Source organism: Ruegeria sp. AD91A, assembly GCF_003443535.1.
Classification (GTDB): Bacteria; Pseudomonadota; Alphaproteobacteria; order Rhodobacterales; family Rhodobacteraceae; genus Ruegeria.
In genome coordinates, this window is sequence record NZ_CP031946.1 from 3,523,950 (window position 1) to 3,550,000 (window position 26,051).

The 26,051-nt window shown below is 56.1% G+C and carries 25 protein-coding genes and 1 tRNA gene (1 of these 26 only partly in view); 11 read left to right on the top strand and 15 right to left on the bottom strand.

Annotated elements, in window-relative coordinates; genetic code table 11:
* Positions 1 to 32 precede the first annotated feature (32 nt).
* Positions 33 to 1,166 carry a Gfo/Idh/MocA family protein gene (locus D1823_RS17760; protein WP_117872973.1) on the top strand — a complete coding sequence of 378 codons (1,134 nt, stop codon included), beginning with the start codon at positions 33 to 35 and terminating at the stop codon, positions 1,164 to 1,166.
* On the opposite strand, the gene D1823_RS17765 is transcribed toward D1823_RS17760, so the two are convergent.
* Together D1823_RS17765 and D1823_RS17770 are read right to left on the bottom strand one after the other, a co-directional pair.
* Complete coding sequence (locus tag D1823_RS17765; protein ID WP_117872313.1) at positions 1,167 to 2,165, bottom strand: LacI family DNA-binding transcriptional regulator; 999 nt, start codon at positions 2,163 to 2,165, stop codon at positions 1,167 to 1,169.
* Between the two features lie 543 nt (positions 2,166 to 2,708).
* Positions 2,709 to 3,713 carry an AraC family transcriptional regulator gene (locus D1823_RS17770; protein ID WP_162896871.1) on the bottom strand — a complete coding sequence of 335 codons (1,005 nt, stop codon included), beginning with the start codon at positions 3,711 to 3,713 and terminating at the stop codon, positions 2,709 to 2,711.
* On the opposite strand from D1823_RS17770, the gene D1823_RS17775 reads away from it, so the two are divergent.
* The 4 genes from D1823_RS17775 to D1823_RS17790 all read left to right on the top strand — a co-directional run bounded on the left by D1823_RS17775 (position 3,703) and on the right by D1823_RS17790 (position 8,553).
* Positions 3,703 to 5,262, top strand: a complete 1,560-nt coding sequence (locus tag D1823_RS17775; protein WP_205511871.1) for an amidohydrolase family protein — start codon at positions 3,703 to 3,705, stop codon at positions 5,260 to 5,262. The genes D1823_RS17770 and D1823_RS17775 overlap by 11 nt on opposite strands.
* 74 nt (positions 5,263 to 5,336) lie before the next feature.
* Positions 5,337 to 6,086, top strand: coding sequence for a DUF3299 domain-containing protein (locus D1823_RS17780; protein WP_117872319.1), 750 nt, complete (start codon positions 5,337 to 5,339; stop codon positions 6,084 to 6,086).
* The gene (locus tag D1823_RS17785; RefSeq protein WP_117872321.1) at positions 6,083 to 7,261 is read left to right on the top strand and encodes a carbohydrate porin; all 1,179 of its coding nucleotides are present in this window, start codon (positions 6,083 to 6,085) and stop codon (positions 7,259 to 7,261) included. The genes D1823_RS17780 and D1823_RS17785 overlap by 4 nt, the downstream gene beginning before the upstream one ends.
* Before the next feature lie 50 nt (positions 7,262 to 7,311).
* Positions 7,312 to 8,553 carry a dipeptidase gene (locus D1823_RS17790; protein WP_117872323.1) on the top strand — a complete coding sequence of 414 codons (1,242 nt, stop codon included), beginning with the start codon at positions 7,312 to 7,314 and terminating at the stop codon, positions 8,551 to 8,553.
* A gap of 531 nt (positions 8,554 to 9,084) precedes the next feature.
* Here the strand turns inward: D1823_RS17790 and D1823_RS17800 are convergent.
* The 3 genes from D1823_RS17800 to D1823_RS17810 all read right to left on the bottom strand — a co-directional run bounded on the left by D1823_RS17800 (position 9,085) and on the right by D1823_RS17810 (position 12,349).
* Positions 9,085 to 10,596: a hypothetical protein gene (locus D1823_RS17800; RefSeq protein ID WP_117872326.1), complete on the bottom strand. Its 1,512-nt coding sequence runs from the start codon at positions 10,594 to 10,596 to the stop codon at positions 9,085 to 9,087.
* 539 nt (positions 10,597 to 11,135) lie between these two features.
* Positions 11,136 to 12,143 (bottom strand): site-specific integrase, encoded by a 1,008-nt coding sequence (locus tag D1823_RS17805; RefSeq protein ID WP_117872329.1) that lies wholly within the window; start codon positions 12,141 to 12,143, stop codon positions 11,136 to 11,138.
* A 130-nt stretch (positions 12,144 to 12,273) separates the two neighbouring features.
* Positions 12,274 to 12,349, bottom strand: a tRNA-Val gene (locus D1823_RS17810).
* A 294-nt stretch (positions 12,350 to 12,643) separates the two neighbouring features.
* On the opposite strand from D1823_RS17810, the gene modA reads away from it, so the two are divergent.
* From modA to modC, 3 genes are read left to right on the top strand one after another with little or no spacing between them, the layout of a single operon-like run.
* On the top strand, positions 12,644 to 13,423 hold the full coding sequence (gene modA / locus D1823_RS17815; protein ID WP_254683758.1) for a molybdate ABC transporter substrate-binding protein: 780 nt from the start codon (positions 12,644 to 12,646) through the stop codon (positions 13,421 to 13,423).
* A gap of 5 nt (positions 13,424 to 13,428) precedes the next feature.
* A complete protein-coding gene (modB, locus tag D1823_RS17820) occupies positions 13,429 to 14,121 on the top strand; it encodes a molybdate ABC transporter permease subunit (protein WP_117872975.1) in 693 nt (230 codons plus the stop codon).
* Entirely contained in the window at positions 14,118 to 15,218 is a 1,101-nt protein-coding gene (modC, locus tag D1823_RS17825) for a molybdenum ABC transporter ATP-binding protein (protein ID WP_117872331.1), read from the top strand. The genes modB and modC overlap by 4 nt, the downstream gene beginning before the upstream one ends.
* Here the strand turns inward: modC and D1823_RS17830 are convergent.
* Together D1823_RS17830 and D1823_RS17835 are read right to left on the bottom strand one after the other, a co-directional pair.
* Complete coding sequence (locus D1823_RS17830) at positions 15,215 to 16,147, bottom strand: Hint domain-containing protein (protein WP_117872333.1); 933 nt, start codon at positions 16,145 to 16,147, stop codon at positions 15,215 to 15,217. The genes modC and D1823_RS17830 overlap by 4 nt on opposite strands.
* The gene (locus D1823_RS17835; protein ID WP_117872976.1) at positions 16,148 to 16,660 is read right to left on the bottom strand and encodes a toxin-activating lysine-acyltransferase; all 513 of its coding nucleotides are present in this window, start codon (positions 16,658 to 16,660) and stop codon (positions 16,148 to 16,150) included.
* Between the two features lie 185 nt (positions 16,661 to 16,845).
* Here D1823_RS17835 and D1823_RS17840 point away from each other — a divergent pair, with 185 nt between their 5' ends.
* Entirely contained in the window at positions 16,846 to 17,253 is a 408-nt protein-coding gene (locus D1823_RS17840; RefSeq protein ID WP_117872977.1) for a hypothetical protein, read from the top strand.
* Between the two features lie 3 nt (positions 17,254 to 17,256).
* Here the strand turns inward: D1823_RS17840 and hemF are convergent, their stop codons facing one another.
* From hemF to clpS, 4 genes are read right to left on the bottom strand one after another with little or no spacing between them, the layout of a single operon-like run.
* Positions 17,257 to 18,141 carry an oxygen-dependent coproporphyrinogen oxidase gene (gene hemF, locus D1823_RS17845; RefSeq protein WP_117872335.1) on the bottom strand — a complete coding sequence of 295 codons (885 nt, stop codon included), beginning with the start codon at positions 18,139 to 18,141 and terminating at the stop codon, positions 17,257 to 17,259.
* Between the two features lie 5 nt (positions 18,142 to 18,146).
* Positions 18,147 to 18,947: an SDR family NAD(P)-dependent oxidoreductase gene (locus tag D1823_RS17850; RefSeq protein WP_117872337.1), complete on the bottom strand. Its 801-nt coding sequence runs from the start codon at positions 18,945 to 18,947 to the stop codon at positions 18,147 to 18,149.
* A 36-nt stretch (positions 18,948 to 18,983) separates the two neighbouring features.
* The gene (locus D1823_RS17855; RefSeq protein WP_117872339.1) at positions 18,984 to 19,949 is read right to left on the bottom strand and encodes a class I SAM-dependent methyltransferase; all 966 of its coding nucleotides are present in this window, start codon (positions 19,947 to 19,949) and stop codon (positions 18,984 to 18,986) included.
* Positions 19,950 to 19,992: 43 nt separating this feature from the next.
* The gene (clpS, locus tag D1823_RS17860; protein ID WP_117872341.1) at positions 19,993 to 20,334 is read right to left on the bottom strand and encodes an ATP-dependent Clp protease adapter ClpS; all 342 of its coding nucleotides are present in this window, start codon (positions 20,332 to 20,334) and stop codon (positions 19,993 to 19,995) included.
* 93 nt (positions 20,335 to 20,427) lie between these two features.
* On the opposite strand from clpS, the gene D1823_RS17865 reads away from it, so the two are divergent.
* Both D1823_RS17865 and D1823_RS17870 read left to right on the top strand, forming a co-directional pair.
* The gene (locus tag D1823_RS17865; RefSeq protein WP_117872343.1) at positions 20,428 to 21,129 is read left to right on the top strand and encodes an HAD family hydrolase; all 702 of its coding nucleotides are present in this window, start codon (positions 20,428 to 20,430) and stop codon (positions 21,127 to 21,129) included.
* A 279-nt stretch (positions 21,130 to 21,408) separates the two neighbouring features.
* Entirely contained in the window at positions 21,409 to 22,803 is a 1,395-nt protein-coding gene (locus tag D1823_RS17870; protein WP_117872345.1) for a D-alanyl-D-alanine carboxypeptidase family protein, read from the top strand.
* Between the two features lie 57 nt (positions 22,804 to 22,860).
* Here the strand turns inward: D1823_RS17870 and D1823_RS17875 are convergent, their stop codons facing one another.
* The 4 genes from D1823_RS17875 to D1823_RS17890 form a co-directional block, all read right to left on the bottom strand.
* Positions 22,861 to 24,108: a hypothetical protein gene (locus D1823_RS17875; protein WP_117872347.1), complete on the bottom strand. Its 1,248-nt coding sequence runs from the start codon at positions 24,106 to 24,108 to the stop codon at positions 22,861 to 22,863.
* Positions 24,109 to 24,257: 149 nt separating this feature from the next.
* Complete coding sequence (locus D1823_RS17880) at positions 24,258 to 25,019, bottom strand: LamB/YcsF family protein (protein ID WP_117872349.1); 762 nt, start codon at positions 25,017 to 25,019, stop codon at positions 24,258 to 24,260.
* A gap of 12 nt (positions 25,020 to 25,031) precedes the next feature.
* Complete coding sequence (locus D1823_RS17885; RefSeq protein ID WP_117872351.1) at positions 25,032 to 26,030, bottom strand: biotin-dependent carboxyltransferase family protein; 999 nt, start codon at positions 26,028 to 26,030, stop codon at positions 25,032 to 25,034.
* Positions 26,027 to 26,051 carry the final stretch of an allophanate hydrolase subunit 1 gene (locus D1823_RS17890; protein WP_117872353.1) on the bottom strand. 725 nt of this gene lie beyond the right edge of the window, so the window shows 25 of its 750 coding nt (coding positions 726–750); its start codon lies beyond the right edge, outside the window — the gene reads right to left on this strand; it ends in the stop codon at positions 26,027 to 26,029. The genes D1823_RS17885 and D1823_RS17890 overlap by 4 nt, the downstream gene beginning before the upstream one ends.

A 26,051-nucleotide genomic window follows, 5' to 3' on the forward strand; every position in this document is an offset into this window, starting at 1 on the left:
CAACCTAAAAGTTTTAATGAGAGACAATGACCATGGTTAAGTTGAGATGGGGCATGATCGGTGGTGGTGAAGGCAGCCAGATTGGTCCCGCGCACCGCTTGGGGGCACAGGCTGACGGGCTGTTTGAATTCGCCGCTGGCGCGCTGGATCACCGGCCCGAAGCCGGCCGGGAATACGCGCAGCGATTGGGTGTTGCCGCCGATCGCGCCTATGGAGACTGGCAAGAGATGCTGGCAAGCGAGAAAGACCGTGAAGACCGGGTTGACCTGGTGACCATCGCCACACCCAACTCGACCCATTTCGAGATTGCCAAGGCGTATCTTGAAGCAGGCTTCAATGTCCTCTGTGAAAAGCCGATGACCATGACCGTGGAAGAGGGTGAGGAAATAGTCCGCGTTGCCGAAGCATCGGGAAAGATCTGCGCGGTGAACTACTGCTATTCCGCCTATCCCATGGTACGTCAGGCCCGCGCGATGGTGCGCGCGGGCGAAATCGGACAGGTGCGTCTTGTGGTGACCAATTTCAGCCATGGCCACCACGGGGATGCCACCGATGCCGACAATCCGCGTGTGCGGTGGCGCTATGACCCTGCGATGGCAGGCGTTTCCGGGCAGTTTGCCGATTGCGGTATTCACGCACTGCATATGGCCAGTTTTATCTGCGATGATGAGGTGAAGACGCTTTCGGCCGATATGGCCTCAACGATCGCAAGCCGGGAACTGGAAGACGATGCAATGATCAACTTTCGTATGGAAGGCGGCACAGTCGGGCGTCTTTGGACATCCTCTGTGGCGATCGGGCGCCAGCATGGCTTTGACATACAGGTCTTTGGCGAAACCGGCGGGCTGCGCTGGGCGTCTGAGCAGCCCAACCAATTGATCTATACTCCCGTCGGTGGGCGTACACAGATCATAGAAAAGGGCGAGGGCGGTCTGCATGGCGAAGCTCAGCGCCTGTCACGGGTCGCCATCGCGCACCCCGAGGGGTTCCCGCTGGCCGTCGCCAATATCTATTGCGATCTGGCGGATGCAATCCGCGGTGAAAGCCGGGATGGGCTGCCCGATGCTGCTGATGGTGTGCGATCGATCGCCGCCGTTCACGCGGCTGTTGCTTCGGGCAAAGCAGATGGCGCTTGGCATGATGCCCGCCCGCCAATGTTTCGTTGATCAGACGCGGGGCCGTAGAGTGCCCCGCTCAATCACCCGGCAGGGGAAAATTCGGGCTTCGGGATAACGCTGAGGCTCTTTCAACATCTCGACGACCAGATCCACGGACGAAGTGATGATCTGCTTGATCGGCTGATGGATGGTGGTCAGGTTGATATATTCCCAGCGCGACATCTCCATGTCGTTCAGGCCGATGATTCCGATATCGTTGCCCGGTTTCAGCCCGTGATCGGCCAGCGCTGACAGCGCCCCGATCGACAGGATGTCATCGCCGCAGAAATAGGCCTGCGCCGGATCACCGGCCAGCAGGCGCAGCATCTCGGCCCGCCCCGCTTCGAAGGAATAGGCCCCGGCGAAGGAGTGGCTGACCGGAATCTGCGGATGGCCGGCCATTTCTTCAATTAAGCCCCGTTGCCGGTCCAGGGACGAGGTTGCATCCTGTGGCCCGCCCAGATAGCCCACACTGGCATAGCCCCGCGCGACCAGCTCGCGCGCAGCCATGCGTCCGCATTCCACGTTGTCGATCCCGACCACATGGACTTCGGGCGAGGTGGCAGACCGGCCGAACGTGTGCACCACTGGTACACCCGCATCATGAAAGGCCTTTGCAAAACTGGGCGGTAACGTCGAGGATGCCACGATAGCTGCATCAACCGAGTATTGGCGCAGCATTCGGACAGAGTTGGCAGGTTCGGTTTCGTCCGTCAGGTTCACGATCAGCGGGCGCAGGCCGCGTTCCTGCAGGGCGCGTGTAAACTGATCGAAGACTTCCAGGAAAATCGGGTTGTGAAAGTTGTTCGAAATCAATCCGATCAGTTTGGTGCGACCGGTCGTCAGAGACGAAGCCAGGGCATTGGGACTATAGCCCAGCTCACGGGCCGCCTTTTCAACCTTGCTGCGCGTTTTTGCAGAAACCGAGGCACCTTCGGTAAAGGTGCGCGACACGGCGGATCGTGAAACGCCGGCCAAAGCGGCCACGTCTTTCAGAGTTACACTCACGCCGGGGAACTCCGATAGTAGTGGGGCAGGGAAACAGATAAGTGTGGCATTGCTGGTGCATTATGCATCATCGATCTCGACTTGCAATCGGTTGCAACTGCGCCTCGGCATTTCGATATTGTTTGAATGCTGGTGCTTTGACGGGAGAATGGTGGGTGATGAGAGACTCGAACTCCCGACATCTTCGGTGTAAACGAAGCGCTCTATCCTAATCCGCACGTGCAACAAGGTGCTGTTTTCCACTGCCGCAACCAGCACTATCTTGGAGAGATGTCTAGTGTTGTCAGTGGCTTGAAGGTTGCACAATCTTCTGGACGTATCAAGATCTTATGACATCTTTCTTAGATCAGGTCTGTCGCTGATCGAACTGAAACAAAGAGTTGGTGCAGCGGTGGCGCAGCGCTGCATGCACCGCCGCAGGGGCTATGGGGGCAATTGTCCCTCTGTGATCCCTAGATAGGGGCTCCAAAAAGTGTGTTGCAAATCCTTGTCGGCCCGCACTTGGTGTGTAGTGGAAAAGCAGTCCAAGTATTCGCAACGTAACTATACACCGAGGCGGAACTTGGTCGGTGTCATTCCGGTTTGCCCTCGGAAAAAGCGAGTGAAATGGGACTTGTCGGAATAGCCGAGCATCAGACCAATCTCCGCAATTGTCATCTGGTCTTCTTTGAGGTGCTCTTTGGCGACATCGACACGCAGCCGTTTTATTTCGCGGGGTAGCGTTGTGCCTTGTTGCTGAAGCGCTTTCAGAAACCTCTCCTGCTGTATTCCCAGCAATCCCGCCACCACATTTGGCCCCAAATCGGTTTCATCCAGTTTGTCGCGTAAGACAGAGCGCAAAGCTGCCACCACGGTTACTTCTTCCTCTTGTTTAGGTGAGGCTATGGGCTTGGCAGAGCCCTCAGAGACATGGTGCAAAAACAACCACCCCACAGGAAAACTAATTTGCATTCCGGGATCGGTTCCCAGGCCAACTTCGATCCCTTTGTAGTCGATAGGCAAACCATTGATGTATCTGCTTTCCCACCGCACACGCGAAGAGTCCCAGGAATCGCCGACGACGGTCTGCAATAGGCGTACATAGATTGCGGCACCAAAACCGGTCACCTGAATGGGCGGGACAGTAGGTTCCTGTTGCCTCTCGATACGATAAGTCGCTTTGTCTGCTTCAATGACGAGGCTGTGCCGCACAGAATTGGACTCCTGCGGTACGAGCTCAACAAAGCGAGTGAAAAACTCGAATAGCGTTTTTGTAGATTGCAAGGCTTGAGCGAAGGGCGGCCATCCTTGTAGGTCAAACGCTTCCCCTACATTCAGTCCTAGGTATCGATCCCCTGATACTTCTGAGAAGGCATTCACTAAACCGTAGACCAGCTCTGAGTGAACGAACACAGATGGGTCAGACAACAGTTCAGCTTTCAAGCCGACCTGATCCAATGCTGGTTGCGGATTGATTTTACGTCCGGTGAGATATTGCAGAAACGGAGCTGCTAAGGAGAGGCGAATAAAGCCCTCGCTATGCTCTTGAGAGGTGGAGTTGAAAGGCAAGCTCGTCACCCTAGTGATGATTAGCAATTTTATTCAGTGGCCATTTTTACAATCACATTCGAACATTTTAATTCAGAAGTGGCAACCGAGACAAAACTTTCCGGACTACAGTTGGCAAAACATGAATATGAAGGGAGTGCTTATGTCCGGCTTGAAAGTATCGACTGTCGCAGCAGCTTTTGTTGCGGCTTCCTTATCCTTTACGACGCCGTCGCAGGCTCAGGAACAGACGCCTCGGCAGGTTCTATTTAGTAACGTGAACATCTTCAACGGCGTAGACGGAGAACTCGTCGAAAACGGTTCGGTGCTGGTTGAAGGCAATCTGATAAAGGCCGTTTCTGCGGACCCAATCGAAGCTCCCGATGCTTTTGTGGTTGATGGAGAAGGCCGCACCTTGATGCCCGGCTTGATCGACATGCATTCGCACCTTTGCTTGCGCGACGGTATTCCTTGGGCTCGCACCGACTACGACCAGATGCTTGCGGGTGCCTATACGTCTCTTGTCTTAATCGACTACCTCGATCAGGGTTTTACAACGACACGCGACACTGGATGCAATGTGCTTGGCGTCGCTAAGGGTGTAAACAATGGCGTTATTCCCGGCCCTCGCATTTATCCTAGTGGTGGCGTCATCAGTCAAACCGGTGGGCATGGTGACATCGGCTTTTTCAATGACTTGCCGGGCACGGTGGATGACCTTGAAAAACACGGTTGGTCTTACATCGCGGATGGTGTGACCGAGGCGCGACGCGCGGCGCGGCACAATTTTCGAGGCGGTGCCACGCAGATTAAGGTGATGGCCGGGGGCGGTGTCGCCAGTGAGTTCGATCCACTTCATATGACGCAAATGTCCGTGGAAGAAATGGAAGCCATCGTTGAAGTCGCGCGAGACTACGGCAGCTATGTGACTGTTCATGCTTATCACGACCGTTCCGTCAACCGGGCCATCGATGCCGGAGTACGGACAATCGAACACAATTTTCTTGTGTCCGAGGAAACCATAATTCGAATGGCGAATGAGGGTGTTGCTTTGTCGGCTCAAGCGGTCATGTCGTTGGAGGCTTTCGCAGACCCAGAAAGTATCACCTTCTTTTCTGCTGATCAGAAAAACAAAGCGCGTGCTGTGAATGCTGGCGCGAAGCAAATGTTTGAATGGGCGTTGAAGCATAATGTGCTTATCGTCACAGGCGGCGACATGTTTGGTCCTGATGTTGGCCGTCAGGCAGAAAACCTAATTTGGTTCAATAAAATCGCCAACAACAACCTGCTTACGTTGCAAACGGCCACTTCAAATGCAGCTGAAGTTCTTAGCTGGAGTGGTGAGATGAGCAAACATAAGGACGGTCCGCTGGGCGTAATCCAAGAAGGCGCTTACGCTGACATTATCCTGGTGAATGGCAATCCGCTGGAAGATCTTGACGCGGTTCTGCGAGATAACGTCGACTTCGTTATGAAGGATGGTCTCGTTTATAAGAACTGGCTGCCGACCGAAAACGCACCCGAGTTCCAGCCAATCAATCCGAATCGAAACGCCTATTTGTCCCGATAGCAGACTAACGTAACGATGGACGTGCGTGTCATCAGAGCTTTCGCGCGTCTATTTCATTTATTCAGGATGGAACGATGAGAATATTGATTGCGGCTATTGCGTTGATATGGGTTGCTGGAACGGTTGATGCGGGAGCCAATCTCGATTGGGCTGATTTGCCAGATCCATCCGTGCAGGTCTTTGAAGACCCCTATCGCGATCTCAAACCTGAACAGTTCGACGATGTCCTCTACGCCGTAAGACTACGCGGCAGGTTGCAGCAGGACGGTGGCAGCGAAGAAGAGAGACAAAAATGGCAAGCGCGTTTGACCGAGACTGAGGATGCCTTGGCAGCTGATGGAATTGATGTCGACTGGCTACTCGATCAGCGAGAGGTTGTGACGGAACGTCGAAGAGAGGCTGGGACGAACGGAAATCGACAATTCGACGGTCAAACAATCACACTCGCAGGCTTTGCCATTCCTGCTCCGAGTGACCCGGACGGTCGGCCTGTGGCGTATTTGGTGCCAGAAAGAGGGATGTGCAGTCACATGCCTCCACCTCCGCCCAACCAGATGATACGTGTGCGGTTGAATGGGGACTGGACGCCCAGCTATTTCCACGAACCCGTTCGGCTGACCGGCAAGCTGACTATCGATCCTTCTGTTCAGAATATGATGGTTGTGGATGGCCTCATGCCGATGAACGCGACATTCCAGTTGGAGACGGAACGTGTCGAATCTCTGGAAACCGAAGCAGACAGGCTGGAATGGAAGCAGCGTGCCGCTGATCGCATCCGGGCGGCGGGAGATCGCAAGGCAGGCGGGGCAATGGCGTCTGAATGATAAAACTTCTGGTTGCCGCATCGAGCATTGCCTTCGCTGGCGCAGCGTCGGCTCAGGGACTATCCGGGCCATCTTCGGTCGAGGCTGATCTAGAGCCCGGAGATGGGCTGACCGACCCACAATATCGTTCCGATTTTCCTCGCAATATCGCACCGGGTTGGTTTCAGTGGAAAGACCGGCTGGCCGAGGAAGGATTTCGCTTCAATATTGACTACTTGGCATTGGGCCAATCCACGAATGCTGATCTGGGAACCGGCGAGGCGGCCAGCGGAATTGCGCGTTTCTACGGCAGTTGGCAGGCAACTGAACGCGGCTCTTTGACATTCAAGATCGAAGACCGGCACAGTTACACCGATGTTGCCCCACAGTTTCTTGGGCTGGATGGCGGAGCACTTTCGATCACTGGGACAGCCTTCAACGATAATGGTTTGCTGCTGACCAACCTGTTCTGGACCCAAAGGGCCGAGAACGGCGCGTGGACGCTGCAAGTTGGGCAGATTGATGTAACGGACTTTGTGGATATCTATGGGTTGGTCAGCCCTTACAGTGGTTTCCAAAACCTGTCTTTCAATACCAACCCGACAATTAACACGCCCAACCAAGGTCTTGGTATTGCCGGTGGGGTAAAGCTGAGCGAGAACCTCTACGCCGTTGCGAGCGTGTCAGACGCAAACGCCGACCCGTCCGATCCAAACTTTGATGTGTTTAGCGACGGCAATCTCTTCAAGTCACTCGAGCTAGGTTACACTTCCGGCTTTGATCGCATCTACTTCGACAATATCCATCTGACCCTCTGGCATGCGGATGCGGCTGACGATGGCAGTCGAGCGGAGGATTACGGCGCTGCGTTCTCTGCCGCATGGTTTGTTGACAATAAATGGATGCCGTTCTTTCGGGCTGGGGCCTCAAAGGGGACCGCAGCGCTTTATGACCGGTCCGTATCTGCAGGTCTGGGCTACTATGGTCGCAATACCGATTTGGCCGGGTTGGGCCTGAACTGGGCCGAGGCAAGAGGCATAGACGGTGACCAATTCACGCTCGAAGCATTCTACCGGTTTTCAATCTCGCCCGGACTGCAGATCACGCCATCACTGCAGTTCATTTCTGATCCGCTGCTGAACCCCACTCAGGATAGCATTACGCTGTTCGGTCTAAGAACCCGGATCGTTTTCTGAGGTGGATCGGAAGTGGCAGCTAAGATCAAAACATTTAGGGAGGTTCTGTCATGAAGACCCTGTTGGCCGCATGCGCCATAGCGATCAATTTTGGTGGCGCACTACACGCCGGCGAGGAAAGCAAGACTTGGGATGGGTCAGAAGAGGCGAAGCAATTCGTGCAAGACACAATCGTCCTCGGCATGTTGGCCAGCCCCTACGGCACTGGTTGGACCGACTACGACCAGCTTCATATCTACTTCGCGCGGGCTCGGGACAACGGCATTACGGGACACGAGATGACGCTGGCAGCTGCGGATATGTCGTTTGAAACCCTGCTAGAGCAGCACTATCACTTTCGCTCAGCCATGGCGCAACAACCGGAAAACTACCTGATCGTCAATGAAACCCGAGATATCGAAGCCGCCCACATCCAAGGCAAGACAGCCGTCATCTGGAACAGCCAAACTGCCACAATCCTGAATGGCGATCTTAAGAAAATGGCATTGCTAAAGGATATGGGGATCAAAAGTATGATCCTGGCATACAATGATTTTTTTCGAACCGGATCGGGGCAGTTGGCGGCCTATAACGGGCGCGACATTGGTCTTACGCCTTGGGGGAAGTCGGTCATCGATGAAATGGTGCGGTTCGGCATCCTGCTAGACCTAAGCCACACGGGCTCCAAAACGGCCAACGACGCCATGGACTACATGGATGAAAACTATCCCGGCGTGCCATATGTCTATACGCACTCTGTCCCAGCTGGGCTTTATGCGAACGAACCCAATGCCACGACACGCGGTTGTTATCGGGCCATTCCCGACGACGAGGCGCTGCGTGCAGCCAAATCGGGCGGCTATATTTCTCCGACCTTCACCGAATGGATGATGGACGGTGTTTGGCCCGAGGATATCTCACCCGAGCAAGCTGCTGATATGATCGACTACTATGTCCAACTTGTGGGGGTCGACCATGTTGGGATCGCGACAGACGACATGTTCTCGACTGAACTAGTCGTACAGTTCGCAACTGCAAACGCAAGCATGTACGACGACGGCGGCTACATGATCGATGCGTTCAACAAAGGGGCCACTGGCAACGGTGAACTTGCCAAAATCCTTGCGGCGATTACCGATGACCTTTGGGCGAGGGGTTATTCCAATGAGGACCTTGCGAAGATTTATGGCGGTAACAAGATGCGAGTTTATGCGCAAGTTTGGGAGGGCAAACCGACCGAACTATTTCTGAAAGAGTACCCCGAGCGTCTGCGCCTAAGGCAAGAGCTTCGTGATGGGTTCTATTCGCGTTAGATTATTGGGGGCTTACCGAAAGAAGACAGATTACTTCCCGCACGGGCGAGGCTTACGCCCCGCCCTTTGCTAGGTTGTCCCGCTTCCAAAGAGGTTGCAGGTTGCTGTAGTGGCAAAGTTCGATGAGGTGTTCCAAAGACCGTGCAGCTGAGAGAGGGGTAATATGGTCCACCTCCCATTTACCATACCGATCCCATGTCATGCCGTCTGTGAAGCGTGCCTCTATGTACCGCTTTAAGGCCGCATGCGAGCAACCGACTGCCCGAGACGGGCTGGCCTCGCCCCTCAATATCTGACCTGACCGGTTCTGTACTGACCTGAACATACGGTAAGATGGATCGATTGCTCGACACCTCCGATCCCGCTCGACCGTGTTCTCAGCGTTGCACTGAACGCACTGGCGATTGCTGACGTAGCGCTCAGCCAGGTGCCCAAACTTGCACGGACGAACCGTCCAGAAACGAGAAAGGCCGCGCAGGGCGGCCTCCTTACGAGTGAGGAACGTCGGTTCCGATGCTATGTCAAACGGCATTATGCTGCTGCCGCCACCTGACGACCCTCCAACCGGGAAAGCAACTCATTCTGCCTATGCCCTTTGGCACAAACCTGTCCACTATTGACCTCACCGGATAGCAGCCAGTTCAGCAGTAGGTTCCGCATTCTCTGAGATGGCATGTAGAGCGTTACACGATGCCTTGGCGTGTAGGCGCGCCCCGCACCGTTAAGGCCTCCGACACGTATTGCGGATCGGAACAGCCACTGCACCAGTTCGGTCAACGCATAGGCGTCAGAGAACCTTTGAGCTTCGTTGCTGTCGCGTTTCATGCCAAGGAACGTGAGAAGTTGTGGATTGGGGTTTTGGTCATATAGGTACACCGCTGTGGTGCACCCTATGTGGGCATTGGTCCCACGTGTGGTGTTGGGTACGAAGCTAACACCGTCTGTGGTCCACATTGCATCAAAGACCTCAGTGTCCTTGTTGTACACCTCTTCTTTCAAGGCGCGCCCGAACATGCGCGTATGCCTTGAGAGCCTACCTGCCTTTGGCTTTTGTCCGGTCTCAGCGTCATGCCACAGGCGGCGTGCACACGTCAGCATGACCGTTTTGGGGTCTACGCCATACAGTTCTCTTGCTTTGAACTTGCGTAGCTTGTGACCAATCGAGGAGCACTGCGAGTGCGTTTTGATCGTCTTTAGCTGAGCGCAGTGTGTCCACTTTTGGTTCTTTAGTTCCGGTATGGGTAATACCGTCAGCGCGTTAGCAACATCTTCTCGCCACGCTGCCTCGACTTCTTTATCCAGACGCTGCACATCCAAAGTGAAGGAGCCGGGATGCTCTTTCTGCAGTTTTTGCAGGTACTGCAGCAGCACCGATCCTTCCGAAAGGTACGTGTAAATCGTCACGGACTTGGGCTTGAGCAAGAGTTCTTTGGGAATGGCGAGGACGAACAGCTTCTCGCTTATGCGATACAGTGCACCCGACTTGGCTTTGTCATAGAGGGATCGGTCAAAAGTCTTGTTCCCTTTTCGGTATAGTTCATCCCACATTTCCGTTGGAACAATTCGACCGTCAGGCTCCTCTTTTGCCATGCCAAGGCCTAGGTAAGCTGTGTCAAAGTCAACCTTTCGGACTGTTTGGTCCACCTCGAAGGGATTTACGACCTCGTCGATGATGAGGTTGTATCCACTAAGTAAGTGATCGACTTCGATGGTTGGTTTGCCGTCGCTGTCGAACTCAGTACATCTCGCAACGCCGGTACTCTGGGTCGCCAGAGTTCCGAGCCGGTAGAATAGTTGATGAGTACAAGCAATTGACTTACCCGCCCGGATCAACTTTTCGCAGTGATCGCGTTTGTTGCCGCCGTTGCAAATAGGCTGTGTCAGAATGAAATCGGAACCCGTTCGGGCACCATTGATGAACCGTTCCACCTCACTTAGATACGGAACAACGGCTATGTATTTTTCCGGCTTCTTGAAGTTGCGGTTGATTTCTGTGGATTTGCCATACCCACAAGGTTTGTCGACAATAGTGATGTGGGGCATTCAAACCTCCTGTGTTTGGTCCATTGGACCAGTTTGGGGAATGTGCTCTGTTGGATACCGAGCAAATGGAATTGCCCCGTTGGGGCGACTGGGAGGAAATCCCGGTGAACACGCAATGGATAAACTAGAGGGATCAAAAGCCCTCTTTTTAGTACCTTTGCTTACAGGTCATCGTGATTTAGTGTTTATTTACTTATGCTTACTTGCTACTTACTCCACTCGCATTGGAGTAAAGGAAGGCCAAGTCGTCTAAGTGACCCGATCAACAATGACCAAGCGAAACCTGTATGCTCAACTGAGGGAGGGGTTTTGCTCGAATGAGGCAGTGGTAACGCTTGTTAGTTCACAAAACGGAGGGTTAGCGCCTGTGTGTTCACAAGAGGAAGGGTTAATGCCATTTCCAAATGTGTGCGGGACAGAAAGCCAGCCACGGACAGCCAAAAAGATCGGGGAGCGGCGTTGTCGCTTGATATGGAGTAGGGTGGTCAAAAACTGACGCATCGAGAGACTACGACCACCCTGCACAGCATCACGCCGATTTACGCATGTTCGACGGCTGCCAACTTTGCCACGATGTCATTGGTCTGCAGGTGGGTGTAACGCATCAGCATCCGCAAATCCCGATGTCCGCTGATCATTTGGACTTGCGCCAACGATAATCCGCTTTCCACAAAGCGGGACACCGCCTCGTGTCGAATGTCATGAAATGTAAGGTCTACCACGCCTGCCCGGTGCCTGAGGCGCTCAAAGGCTAATCGCACAGAATTACCAGACAGGGGCAAACACCGGTCGTTCCCGCGTGGCAGGTCCATCAAAACGGCAACGGCATTCGGGCTGAGAGGCACTGTACGGGCGCGACCGTTTTTGGTTTGGGGCAAGAACACTGTCCGACGCTCAAGGTCTACATGCTTCCATTGTATCGACAGCAATTCCCCTCGGCGCATCCCGGTCGCCAAAGCAAGCGTCAGCAATGGCCTCATCAGCGGAGACCGAGCTTGGTTCACTGCACCCAACAAAGCCTGCCATTCTCCTTCATGCAATCGCCTCTCGCGGCGGTTATCAATCTTTGGTCTTCGGACAGGCTTGACCGGGTTTCCTTGTGGCAGGTTCTGCCCCCAATCCTCACAGGCGACATCAAGGGCGTGCTGCAACCAACCCAGTTCCCTCACCACAGTCGCCGCCTTCATGGATTTAATGCGCTGGTCACGATAGTGGGTAAAGTCAGCGGATCGCAGCTTGCCGACCTTCCTGCTGGCTAACTTGGAGCATTTACGCAGGAACCCGTTGATTGCATAACTTTCATTGTCCGCGCACCGTTTCTCGCTCGTGATGTAATCTCGGTATTTTCGCAACACTTCACCAAGTGTCATCTCGGATGCGTTCACACTGAGGTCTGGGGTTAGCAATCCCCTGTCGGCGCTCAACTCCGTCTCACGAGCCCACTTAGTCGCATCAGCACGCTTTAGAAATGACTTGGATCGGGATTGCCCGTCCTTCCGAACCGTCGCCTGCCACTTTCCACTAGGCCGTTTTACGATTGTTGGCATGGCCCATATCTCCTGTGTTGGAGACATCTTTTCTGTCTAAGTGCAGCGGAGGCGCAGCGGACACAGTTTCATGCGCAGCACAGCAAAAGGTGCTAGTCGCGTAAGACCTTGATACAATGTGGGGAAAGAATGGTGGGTGATGAGAGACTCGAACTCCCGACATCTTCGGTGTAAACGAAGCGCTCTACCAACTGAGCTAATCACCCGTGACGCTGCATTTAGCCAAGCCTGCGGGCGGGCGCAAGAGGGTCTGGAAGATTTTCTTGTATTCCTTGATCAGCAGCCGACCAACGTTGCATCGTATGAGCGGTCGACTGAACATACGTGTACTCAGGACCCCCCTCAGGTCAAGGAGTGTGCAACCCAATTCCAGGCAGATCGACAGCAAATGTCGCGCTGAACTTTCGACCCATCATGTTTAAATGGCCAAAGGCGCTTGCGCGCCACCTGTGGCGTCCGATATTCCCGGAGAAACTGAAACGATCCGGTCGGGAATATACATGACCCTATCCTTCGGCCGCCGATTTTGGATGGTGGCACTGGTCTTTGGCATATTGGCGCTGGCCCCAATCAGGGCCGGTGCCGAAGGCATTCTGGTTTTTGCAGCGGCCAGCCTCAAGACCGCTTTGGATGAAATTGTGGTGGGGTATGAAAACCAGACCGGCCAGAGAGTTACTGTTTCTTATGCGGCCTCGTCGGTTCTGGCGCGGCAGATTCAGCAGGGCGCACCTGCGGATATGTTTGTCTCGGCCAACACGGATTGGATGGATGTGTTGGAGCAGGATGGTCTAATTCGGGCAGATTCTCGAGTGGATTTACTGGGCAACGGTCTGGTTCTGATCGGGTCTGATGATCGTGTCGAAATGGGCGAAATCCAACCGGGCTATGACCTCAGGGCGGAATTGAAAGATGGCTATCTGGCCATGGCACTGGTTGATGCGGTGCCTGCCGGGATTTATGGCAAAGCGGCTTTGCAGAGTCTGAACCAGTGGGAAGCTGTGCGGAATCAGGTGGCGCAGGCCGACAATGTTCGCGCTGCGCTGGCTCTGGTGGCAGCAGGGGCCGCGCCATTGGGGATCGTGTACCAATCAGATGCCAAGGTGGAGGAAAGGGTCCAGGTCGTTGCGACTTTCCGCGCCGACCTGCATCCACCGATAATTTACCCTGCGGCACTGACCCTCAATGCAAAAGAAGGAGCACACGCTTTCCTTGAACACCTGAAGACGGATGCTGTCACGGCTGTATTTCTGGAGCAGGGATTTACCCTGCCGGGCAGGTGATTGCCTTGGATTGGTTAGGGCCTGCAGAAGTTGAAGCCTTGAAACTTTCACTGCGCGTGTCCTTTTGGGCGACGCTGGCGACTTTGCCGTTTGGGATATTTGTCGCTTACGCTCTGGCCCGCTGGCGGTTTCCCGGGCGACAGGTTTTGAATGGTCTGGTGCATTTGCCGCTGATCCTGCCGCCGGTTGTCACCGGATACCTGTTGTTGCTGACCTTCGGCATTCAAGGGCCACTGGGGCGGATCTTGGCCGAGTTCGGGATCGTAGTGGCCTTTCGCTGGACAGGTGCAGCCCTTGCCGCCGGAATCATGGCCTTCCCTTTGATGGTCCGGGCGATACGTTTGTCGATCGAAGCGGTGGACCCGAAGCTGGAGCAGGCAGGAGCAACACTGGGCGCGTCGCGCCCGATGGTGTTTTTTACTGTGACCTTACCGATGATTCTACCAGGGGTCATAGCCGGGTCTATTTTGGCTTTCGCTAAGGCCATGGGTGAATTCGGTGCGACGATCACTTTCGTGTCCAATATTCCGGGTCAGACGCAGACATTGCCTTCGGCTGTTTACGCCTTTTTGCAGGTTCCAGGCGGCGAGGCCGCTGCGACGCGGCTGGTTCTGATCTCGATCGTCATCGCGATGAGCGCGTTGTTGCTTTCAGAATATGTGGGACGCCGCGCCGCCGCGCGGGTGGCCGGATCATGAGCCTGTCTGTTCGGTTGCACCACCATCTGTCAGGGATAGATCTGGACGTCAGTTTTGATGCACCCCCCGGCGTAACAGTGCTTTTTGGGCGCTCCGGATCGGGCAAGACCACCATTGTCAACGCAGTCGCAGGGTTGCTGCGGCCCGAGGCGGGACGTGTGTCTGTGGATGGCTGGGTTCTGTTCGACACGGAAAAGGGACTCTGGCTGCCGCCGCATCGGCGTCGATTGGGATATATTTTTCAGGAAGGGCGGTTGTTCCCTCATCTGACCGTGCGTCAGAACCTTGCTTATGGGCGATGGTTCGCGCCGAAGAATACACGACGCGAAGACCCCGACAGGGTCATCGACATGCTGGGCATCGATCATCTTCTGGACCGCAGACCTGCCGGGTTGTCAGGCGGTGAGAAACAACGTGTTGCCATCGGGCGGGCCTTGTTGGCAAGCCCGCGATTGATCCTGGCAGATGAACCTCTGGCGGCACTGGATGATGGGCGAAAAGCGGAAATCCTGCCCTATTTCGAGCGTCTCAGGGATGAGGTTTCGGTTCCGATCCTCTATGTGACGCACTCGGCTGCTGAAGTGGCCCGATTGGCAACGTCCGTCGTTGCGTTGCAGGATGGCAAGGCCGTTCGTCATGGGCCCGCATCCGAAGTTCTTGCCGACCCGTCTGTGGCCCCTACGGGTGTCCGTGCCGTCGGGGCCGTGTTGCAGGTTCAGGTTGCAAAGCATCATTCCGATGGGCTGACGGAATTGAATGCCAATGGCGCACGGTTGTTTCTGCCTCGCATTGCGCATGAGATCGGAGCTAACTTGCGTATTCGTATTCCTGCGCAGGAAGTGATCCTGTCGAACAAAAAACCCGAGGGGCTTTCGGCGCTGAATGTGCTCAGCGGCACTGTCGAAGAGATCCGGTCGGGCGAGGGACCTGGTGCGATCGTGTCCGTAAGGACCCCGGCGGGCAATGTGCTGGCGCGGGTCACGCGTCGATCTGTTGCGGCCCTTAACCTGCAACCGGGCAGCACATGTCATGCGGTGATCAAGACGGTTGCATTGGCCCCGCAGGATGTCGGCGGACATATTGTGGCCGGTAGTTAGTCTCGGGCGAGGGCGCGGGCTTCGTGTTCGCGCAGTATCAGACGAGCCGCGCGCCCGAACCCGGTATGACCCGGGGTCGGCCTGTCCGGGAATATTGCGGCCAGCTCCCGCAACGCGTCAGAGGACAAGGTATACAGCGCCTCTTCCCCCAGAAACAGGCTTTCGGCCAGCGCTCCGTTGGCGCTCAGGATTTCGTGTCGGTCCAGCAGGACGTGGAGATATTCGATGGCTTCAACAGATGTATCGATGCCAATGCCGGGCCATCCGCACAGGTGTTTGGCGGCAACCAGGGCTTCGGATGCGCTGAAAAGCAACTCGACCTTCGGGCCCTTTACCAGAATTCTGTGCTGTTGCGACACGAGAAGGTCGCGAGAGGGTTCGTTCGGCCCCAGACTGCCCGCCGAGATACGAACGGGGCGCATAACAGGTTCATCGCATAATCGTTCGCGTGGAATCGTACTGCTTTCGATCCAGCGGATGGGTTGCAGACCGTTATCCTCGGTAGCCACCTTGTGACCTACCTCCAGCGTTTCAATCGCAGTTGGGCCGTTTTCAGTCTCAATCAGAGTTCCGGCTGCAAAACAGACGCCTTCAATCCTGATGACCACTTCCACCGGGTCCGGTGTGCCGGTGAATGGAAGGGTGAATGGGCCGACTTGCGTTGTACCCGAGACGCTGATGAAGAAAGAATCGAAGACAACTTCGCCTTTGTCGAGACCATCGAAAAATGTCGGGTCGACGGTATAGGTCCACTCTCCTGTGTTCGGGTCGATCGAGGCGGTTCCGTTGGCGGGCTGTGCCGCTATCGTCCAGGTTTGTGTGACCGGATTGAAGTTTCCATTGTCCAACGTGGGTTGTCCCGTCTCCACGTTGGGCGGGAAACCAGTCACATCCCCGGTCAGTTCGCCTGTGATCGGAACTGAAACCAATTAACCCTCGCCTTGCTGCAACACGCGTTCAAATTCCTTCTTTCGATACAGGCGCATGTGAACTTCGCCTGCTTCATCCCGCGTCCATTCGACAATCCGATTGCGTGTCATGTCACTGTCCATCCGGTTGGTGCGCACACGCTGGTGCGGGATCTCCTGCTTGAGGATATCAACAATTTGGCTGGTCTGTCCAAACGGGGCCACCAGATCGATGATCCAGAAAGAGGGTCCGCTGGTGAAATCCGCGTCTGTGAGGGGTTTTCCTTTTACTGCATAGCGGTGCTCGACCTCGGGGCTGAGCCCGGCGAACGTGACAAAGCCTCGGGGGAATCCGCTCTGTCGGAAGATATGGTACTGGCCCAGGCGAAACGGGGTTTCGAACGCATACAAAACCTGTGCCAGACTGCGTTTCTGATGTGTTGTCGTCAGCCCTGCCAGATAGAACATTGCGCCCAGATCCGAGTATTTCTCAGGCGGGAAATCAAACCAGTCTTTTGGAAACGTCTTGCTCAAAGAAATGCCCAACAGTGTAACGGGACCCAAAAGTTTACAGAGAGTGTAATGCTTTCCTGCAATTTGAGTAGAATTAATTCGCTGTTGTGGTCAGTGTTACAGGTTCGTTGGCATGTCCCGCTTTACTCGCAGGTCGTCCCGGCTATGTTATTGGTATCGGCCCCTTGTTTCGGGATATCTGGATTATGCGTTTAGTAAAGTCTTTCGCTGCTGCTGCACTTTTGTTGATACCTGCAATGGCCGAGGCTGTTGGGTTCGGTCTGTCCGTTCGACCGCAATTTCGCACGGAAATCACTCCGATGCCGGACGGTGTCTATGAGGTCAAGGCCATCGGATCGTCGGCGCCCGTGAACTATTGGTGTGGGATCGGGGACTATGCGATCCGCTCGCTGGGCGTGCCAAACAACCAGCGGATCTATATCTGGCGCGCCTATGAACCCGGTGTCCGGACCGTGCAATTCTCGCTGACCCCGCCGCCGGGGGCGGATACCAAGCCCGGGTATTCCATCACCGTCAGGAAAGTTGGGGCAAATATGTCGGCGTCGTCGGCGCAGAACTACTGCTATGACAATTTCATCATGGACACGTTCTAAGCGTCAGACCCATTTCGCCAACGGCGGCAGGCTCATCAGAACCGCGTCCGGGTCATGTCCGGTTTCCAGTCCGAACTTAGTGCCGCGGTCATAGACCAGATTGTATTCCGCATAAAGACCGCGATGCACCAACTGAGTGTCTTTGTCGGAGTCCGAGAAACCCTGTACACGCCGTTTTTCAACCAATGGCAGGAAAGCCGGCAGGAATGCCCGACCGATATCCTGCGCCAGGGCGAAATCCGCCTGCCAGTCTCCGGTGCAATAATCATCCATGAAAATACCGCCCACGCCGCGTGCGCGTTTGCGGTGGGGGATATAGAAATACTCGTCTGCCCACTCCTTCAGACGTGGATAATGTCCGGGGCCATGCGGGTCCAGATGAGCCTTTTGGGTCGCGTGGAAATGCGCCGTGTCTTCATCATACTCGATGCAGGGGTTCAGATCTGATCCGCCACCAAACCACCAGGCGTGCGGGGTCCAGAACATCCGAGTGTTCATATGCACCGCTGGAACATGCGGGTTCTGAATATGCGCCACGAGGCTGATCCCCGAGGCCCAGAAACGCGGGTCTTCGGTCATCCCGGGAATGCCTTTGCGTGCTGCCATTGCCTGTTGTGCACGCTCGCCCAGGGTCCCGTAAACTGTCGAGACATTGACCCCGACCTTTTCAAACACACGCCCGCCGCGCATCACGGACATCAGACCGCCGCCTGCGTCAGAGCCGTCCTCGGACTGGCGTTTGGTTTCCTTCACTTCAAACCGGCCGGGTTTCATGTCGGAAAACGGGCCGGCATCGTGGCTGTCCTCCAACGCCTCGAACGCGGCAACAATGTCGTCGCGCAATTGGCGGAACCAGGCAGAGGCGGTGGATTTTTCTTTTTCGAACATGGGTCTTAATGCGCGGGTGCGGCAACAGGGTCAAGCAATGTGCGGCCGCCGTCGATTGTCAGGATCTGGCCGGTGATGAATCCGGCTGCATCCGATGCCAGGTACTGCGCGGTTTCCGTCAATTCGGTGGCCGACGCGATGCGGGCAAGCGGTGTGTGCTTTTCGATATCGTCGCGGAAGTCTCGGTTCTCTTTCAGCGTCGATTGCAGGGATGCGCTCATGACCGAGCCGAGCGCAATCGAATTGACCCGGATGCGGTTCGGCGCCAGCGCCACGGCCAGTGAACGTGTCAACTGATCCAACGCGGCGGTCGACACGGAATAGGCCATCAGGTCCGGATGCGTGCGCCGGGCTGCGATTGAAGACAGGTTGATGATCGATCCTGCCGGGCTTTCATCGTCATCCCCGGACTGTTTGATCATACGCTTTGCGACCAGTTGGCTGAGCCGCAGGGCAGGCATCAGGTTCTGGTTCAGCAAGGTGCGCATCGAGTCATCATCAGGGTCCAGCGGATCAGACTGGATCACTTGGCGCGCCCCGTTGATCAGAATATCCACCTGATCAAACGCATCCAGTGTTGCCGACAGTAAATTGGCAATGGTCAGCTTTTCGCGCAGATCGCCTGCGAAGTAGCGAATATTGCCGTCCTCTGCCTGTTCCCCAACCTCATCGACCAGGCTTTTTTCATCTATATCGGCGAACATGACGTTTGCGCCCGCATCTGCGAAATGCCGTCCTATGGCCAGTCCGATGCCATTGGCCCCGCCTGTAACGATTGCTGTCTTGCCTGCGATGGAAAAGGACATACGAATCCTCCTGAATTGGGGGCAGGTTAGCGAGCCTTAGCGTCGAGGGCGAGTGGCCTGAAACACCTTGAACCGGTTGTTGCCGGCGACTTCATTGACCTGAGTGAATTGTTCGTTCAGCGTTGTCTCGTATGGAAGGTGGCGATTTGCCACCATCCATAGGGTCCCGTTGCGGGTCAGATTTCGCGCGGCAGCGATGATGAACCCCTGACCCAGCGTTGGATCCGCGCTGCGTGAGGTGTGAAACGGAGGGTTCATCACCACCGTGTCTATAGGCTCTGGCGCAGTCCAGGTGACGGCGTCGGCCCAATAAAACCGGGCCTTCGGGTCAGATGCGTTGATACGCGCGCAGTTGAGGGCCAGGTTGTCTGCTTCGACAAGGTGCACGGATTTCACAGTGTCGCGCTCCAGGATCTCTGCGGTCAGATACCCCCATCCTGCACCCAGATCCGCCACGTGAGGCCCCAGCTTGGCGGGCAAGGCGTTCAGCAACATGGCCGAAGCGGGATCAATCCCGTCGGCTGAAAACACACCTGGTGCCGTGTGGTATCCATCGACCATCTGCGTCTTTGGCGCGGCCCAATCTGCGAAGGTCTGTGTGTCAGCCTGAAACCAGAAAATTTTACCGTGGGCTTTGGATAGAGGCCCTTCGACCGAGGTCCTTTTGCGTACATCTTTCAGAATGCTGTCCACACCGTCGGTCTTTGCGCCATCGATCACGACAACGCCTCGGGCTCGTGAACTGGCCAGATGGATCATCGCCCGCGCCAGCGCCTTGGCGCGCGGCAAAAACACAATGGCATCCTGACAGGGGCCGTCTGTTTCTGGCACCGTGTCAAAGCCCTGCGCAGCAAAATGGTCGTGAAAAGGTTTGAACGGTTGCACCACCTGCGCCCCCTGGGGAAGCACTGACAAATCATGGCCTGGCACGGGGCAGATCACGCTAAGAGGCAGCGACAGCGACAGGCCGTTTTGCAATGCAAGTTCCAGGCGAGGGGACATGGGCTATTCCGGCAGAAAGTGGGTGAGCGTCAGGCGAAAAGCCTTATTCTTCGCGTTCCATGGTGCATTGCAGCGGGTGCTGGTGCCTGCGGGCAAAATCCATCACCTGGCCAACTTTGGTCTCGGCAATCTCATGACTGAAGACGCCGACGACGGCTACACCTTTTTTATGCACGGTCAGCATGATCTCGAACGCTTCCGCATGGGTCATGCCAAAGAAACGTTCCAGCACATGAACCACGAACTCCATCGGCGTGTAATCGTCGTTCAGTAACAGCACCTTGTACAAAGGCGGACGCTTGGTTTTAGGGCGCGTCTGCAGCAGGACGGACGCGTCGCTGTCGTCGTCCGGTTCGTCAGACATCATCCAGGTCTTTTCCAGCATCGTAGGCAACGGTCCGATTCAGGCTTGGGGTTTATCTCCGCGCTTATATAACGTGGGGATGGCCGGTGAAAAGAGCAAGCGGACGTAAACAAGATGACTGACAGGCTGACGACAATCGGTTTCGATGCGGATGATACCCTTTGGCACAACGAGCGGTTTTTTCAGCTGACGCAGGCGCATTTTGCTGAATTGCTGGCCGAGCATGCCGACCGGGACCATCTGATGGAGCGGCTTCTGGCGGCCGAAAAGCGCAACATTCGACATTACGGTTATGGTATCAAGGGCTTTGTCCTATCGATGATCGAAACTGCTATCGAGGTCACTGACGACCGTGTTCCGGCCTCGGTCATTCGCCAATTGATCGAAGCCGGCCAAGAAATGCTGGCCTATCCGATCGAGCTGTTGCCCCATGCCCGCGAAGCCGTGGAAGGCATGACCGACTTGTGCCGGGTTGTCTTGATCACCAAAGGGGATCTGATCGATCAAGAGCGCAAACTGGCTCAGTCGGGTCTGGGCGATCTGTTCGATGCGGTGGAGATCGTGTCTGAAAAAACCCCTGACACATACCGGTCCATATTTGACCAACACGGTGACGGCCCGGCGAGTGCGATGATGGTTGGCAATTCCCTGCGATCTGACGTTGTGGCTCCGATTCAGGCTGGAAGCTGGGGGGTTCATGTCCCGCACGGCCTTGTCTGGCAGGTGGAGCATGCTGAAGCCCCGGTCGACAGTCCCCGATTCCGGGAGTTGAGGGATTTGGGCGATCTGGTCGATCTGGTGCGCGGCCTGAAGTGATGTTGCCTTTTGGCCGCAGTTCCACAAAAACCCTGCCGGGTGTTGACCCAGTTCTGCCTCAATCGCGCATCTGGTGTGCTTTGGGCAGTATCTGTCTAGATATAGCCCTGTTCGGGCGGCGTAACGAAACCGCGAAATGTTCAGCTTTCGGTTTATTTCACTAGGTCTCTGTGATAGTCTGAACGATAATAAAACAAAATTTGCTGACCGGGAAAACCCGGCGGCGCGAGGCAGACAGAGGCAAATACCGTGCAGATTCGGCGGACAGTTCCGGCCCGAATGGGCTTATTCCTTATAGCGTTGCTAAGTGTGCTGGCGTTTGCGCCGCTCAAATCCATGGCGGCACCCTACGCTGCGATGGTGATCGATGCCCGAACCGGAGAGGTTCTGCATTCGCGTAACGCTGACACTCGGTTGCATCCGGCGTCGCTGACCAAAATGATGACGCTTTATGTTGCGTTCGAAGCCGTGCGAAACGGTGAAATCACGTTGGATACCCAAGTTCGGATCACCAAGAAGGCAGCGGCCGAGCCGCCGTCGAAGCTGGGCCTGCGCTCGGGTCAGACGATTGCATTCCGGTATCTGATCCGTGCGGCAGCCGTAAAATCGGCCAATGATGCGGCCACCGCCATCGGGATTGCCATCAGCGGGTCCGAGGCGGCCTTTGCGCGGCGCATGACCCGGACCGCGAAAGCAATGGGTATGGGCCGCACGACCTTCAAGAACGCCCATGGTCTGACCGAGTCGGGGCACCTGTCCACCGCGCGCGACATGACCACGCTGGGGCGGCATCTGCTGTATGATTACCCGCAGTATTACAACCTGTTCTCGCGGCAATCGACGCATGCTGGGATTAAGACCGTTCCCAACACCAATCGCCGCTTGCTGGCCGCCTACAAAGGGGCTGACGGTATCAAGACCGGGTATACCCGTGCGGCGGGCTTCAATCTGGTGGCGTCGGCGAAACGCAAGGACGAGCGCATCATCGCAACCGTCTTTGGTGGAAAATCCGGTGCCTCGCGCAACGCCAAGGTTGCAGAGCTTCTGGATATGGGTTTCCGTCGTGCCCCGTCGCGCGCACCCATTCGCAAACCGGCACGCCCCGCTTATGCGGGCAATACCGGGCTGGGTGGCAATACGCAGGTGGCAAGTGTGAGCGGCGCGCCAAAATCCAGCCTGCGCCCGATTGTACGGCCAACTGCGGCAACGCAGGTGGCAAGTGCTGTTGCGGCGGCAGCCGATCAGAACAGCGATCGCATCACCAGCGGTATTGCGGCGGCCATTGCCGAAGCGGATATCGCGCCTACTGCCCCGCCTGTCGAAACCTCTGATACCCGTCCGGCATTGCGTCCGGACAATCTGGTGCTGGCGTCGACCGAAACCTCCAAACAGCCAGAGCCCGAGCAGGAGGTCGTCACCCGCCTGTCCTCGTCCGGTGGTCACCTGTGGGGCGTCAATGTGGGTCGCTACACCACGCGGTACGAGGCCGAGAAGGTTTTGCTGAAGACTGCATTGTCGGAAATGACCACGCTGGAAGGCACGCTGCGCAAGGTAAACCAAAACTCGCGTGGTTTCGATGCAACCTTTCAGGGCATGACCCGCGAACAGGCTGATCTGGCCTGTCGTCGTCTGCAGGCCCGCAACGTCACCTGTTTCATGATCGGGCCGTCATAAGGTTCGGCATATTCTCTCCTGAACGGGTCTGGGCTGCGGTGTTCCGCAGCCTTTTTTTCAGTCGAATACGTGACCGTGCTGGTATTGTTCATCCTGTCCGGCGGCAGCCGTCAGGGCGGCGACGTTGTCCTTGGTGAAGAACCCGTCGTATTTGTGACACCGCTCGATATACTCGGTAATCAGCAGGGTGTGCTTCGAGTGTTTCGAGAAGATCTGTTTCAGGTTCGGGTCATCTTTGCACTCACCCACCACATGGGCTAGAAACGGCACGCCCTTGTCCTTCAGGGTGTTCACCACGAAATCGACGTTCTTTTCCCCGGCGCCGTGATCGCCATCCTGAATCTCTACGGCCATGTGGTGTAGACGGCGGCCAAAATTGCGCACGAAATCTTCGGTCGGCATTGGCAGTTTGGCGAAGGAATTGACGAAAGATGGCGTGTTGTTTGCGGTGAAAACCTTTGCCGGAGACTTTTTGTCATCGTCCACGTTGCCGCTGCGGTTCACGTTGGTCGATGAGTTCATGTCGAATATGTTGTAAGCACCCCAGAAATAGTAGGGCACCATGGTCAGGAATTCGAGGATCGCATCCTCGCGCTCACCCGCCAGCACCCGGGTCGCAAGATGGTCGATTCCCAGCATCAGCGGGGCGATCCTGCTTTCGGTTCCGAAGGCGGCGGCCCGTTCCAGACGGGCCTGTTCCGTATTGCTCAGCAACACGCGATCCCCAAGGCCCAGACTGTCGGTGTCGTTAAAGTCGTGGGGCGAATACCCAACCCGGTTGCAGGTAAAGTCCGACGGCGTGGTGAATCGGAATCCGTCTGATGTGTAGAACGGGTTCTCGGTGTCGCCGGAATACTCGAAGCGTATGTTCTGATCCTCAAGTGCTCCGGTCAGCGCGTCCAGATCACTGGCAGCGAAAACCTCACCTACATAACGCGTCTGAGGCATGTTGCGCGCCAGCGGGTACATGCGGTTGATGCGGGGGATGAAATCTTCAAATCCGGGGCTGAGCGGGGCCATCAGGATAAGCGCGGGATAGTCGGGATGCGAATGCAGAACCGAAAATCTGTGGGTCTGCCCCAGATAGCTGGCGGTGTGCCGATAAGGCGTCATCACGTAAAGCTCGACCATTGTGTCGAACAGCGCACCGGGTTCGACCTGAATGATAATGGCTTTCATTGCGCCAACCTGATCCGTGACGCCCGAGCTTGTCCGGCGTTGATATATCTTCGGAAGGTATTCATTGAAGAAGTCCGAGTTCTTCTTGTCGCCTCGGGGCTGATAAGACATCAGATCAAATGACATTCCACGACCTCCTTGCACGTGCCCGCTGTGGGTCAATGCATTGTTTGCAATTATGGTATTCAGAATATGCGTTTGCCCGTCATGCTAAGCGCTGAGACCTGCACGGGCAACAGTCGTAAAATTGGGCTGCTGGTGTTAACGCATGATGTTCAGCGGGTGAATTTCGTCACCTCTACACCGCCCCCGATCAGGCTTTCACGAACTGAGCGGGCAATCTGAACGGCAGTCGGTCCGTCCCCGTGAAGGCAAATCGTGTCGATGGATGTCTCCAGCCGCTTGCCGCTTTCGGTAATGATGGCGCCTTCACGCACCATGTTCAGGATGCGTGGTCCTGCGACATCCGCGTCGTGGATCACGGCTCCGGGCAGGCTGCGGTCAACCAATGTTCCGTCGTCATTGTAGGCGCGGTCGGCAAAGATCTCGCCCACCCAATTGCAGCCCAGCTCGCGCACGGCGTCTTCCTGTTTCGTCACGGCAAGAACCATCACGATGATGTCAGGGTCGACGTCCAGCGCGCCCTGATAGCAGGCCCGCGCCATATCAATATCAACCGAACACATATTGGCCAGTGCTCCGTGCAATTTCAGGTGCCGTACTTTAGTGCCGACCGCTCTGGCCACGCCCATCGCCGCACCCAATTGATACCGCACCAGATTGCACAGGTTGCCTTGGGACAGCTTCATGTTCCGGCGACCAAAACCTTGCAGATCGGGAAACCCGGGATGCGCGCCGATGCCGACACCATTCTCGGCCGCCAGCTTCATTGTAGATGCCATTACATCCGGATCACCTGCATGAAAGCCGCAGGCAATATTGGCGGAGGTGATGATTTTCAGAAGGCTTTCGTCATCGCCCATTTTCCATGGGCCAAAGCTTTCCCCCATATCGGCATTCAGATCGACGCTTGGCATCGGCACATCTCCTCAGTCGGTGGCAGAGATCACTCCGCTGATCAATTGGTAGGACAACAGGTCCGGGATGTCATGCGGGTCACGCACCAGCGCCTCGACTTTTGAGGGCAGGCGGGCAAGATCCGCCAGGAATGCCGAGTGCAAATCGGTGGCCTGATCCAAGCTCACAAATTCGAACGTGATCGCTCCGCCAGCGGGCGTCTGCGCTGCGCGGGGCATGTCGCAGGGCAAAACGGTCGCGATGCGAGGGTACCCTCCTGTGGTCTGGCATTCAGGCAACAGGATGAACGGGTCTCCGGTTCCGGTCATCTGGATGTCGCCCGGGGTGATCACCTCGGACAAGATGTTCAGTTGGCCAGTGGCCGCGAACCCGTCTCCGTCACTGTCCACTTGCATTCCCATACGGTTGGCGCGGGCGCCACGATGGAATGAGGTGTGGACAAATCGATCAAGCGTTGCGTCATCAAACAAGGACGTCTGAAAACTGGCTACGACGCGTAACACGCCACCCGAGAAGCGCTCGGAAGGGGTCAGTTTCAAACCTGCGTCGCCTGCATCCGGACCACATGTCAGCCTGTCGCCTGGCTGCACTGCTCGCCCGATCCGTGCCGTCAGGTGCGCTGATCTAGATCCAAGAAAAACCTCTGAATCGATACCGCCCCCCAAGTGAAGATAGCCGTAATTGCCTTGCAGGGCCGCACCGATGATCAGCCGTTGTCCGGGCTCCAAGCGATGCGAGGCGTTCCAGGCCACGGGGCTGCCATCAATACTGGCCTGCATCCGCGCACCAGTCAAAGCGATGCGCATGTTCTGTGTGGCCTCAAACTCGCCACCCATTCCGGCCATTTCCAGCGCGGCGAGTTCCGGGCTCTGTCCCAGCAATGCGGCCCCTTCACGAAGGGCCAGTGTGTCGGCAGCACCAGACCGGGACAGGCCCTGGTCCAGATAACCAATGCGCCCCTGGTCCTGGATGGTGCAAGTCGGGCCGATCTGGTGGACGATCAGGCTCATGGCGCAATCGCCTCGCAGGTT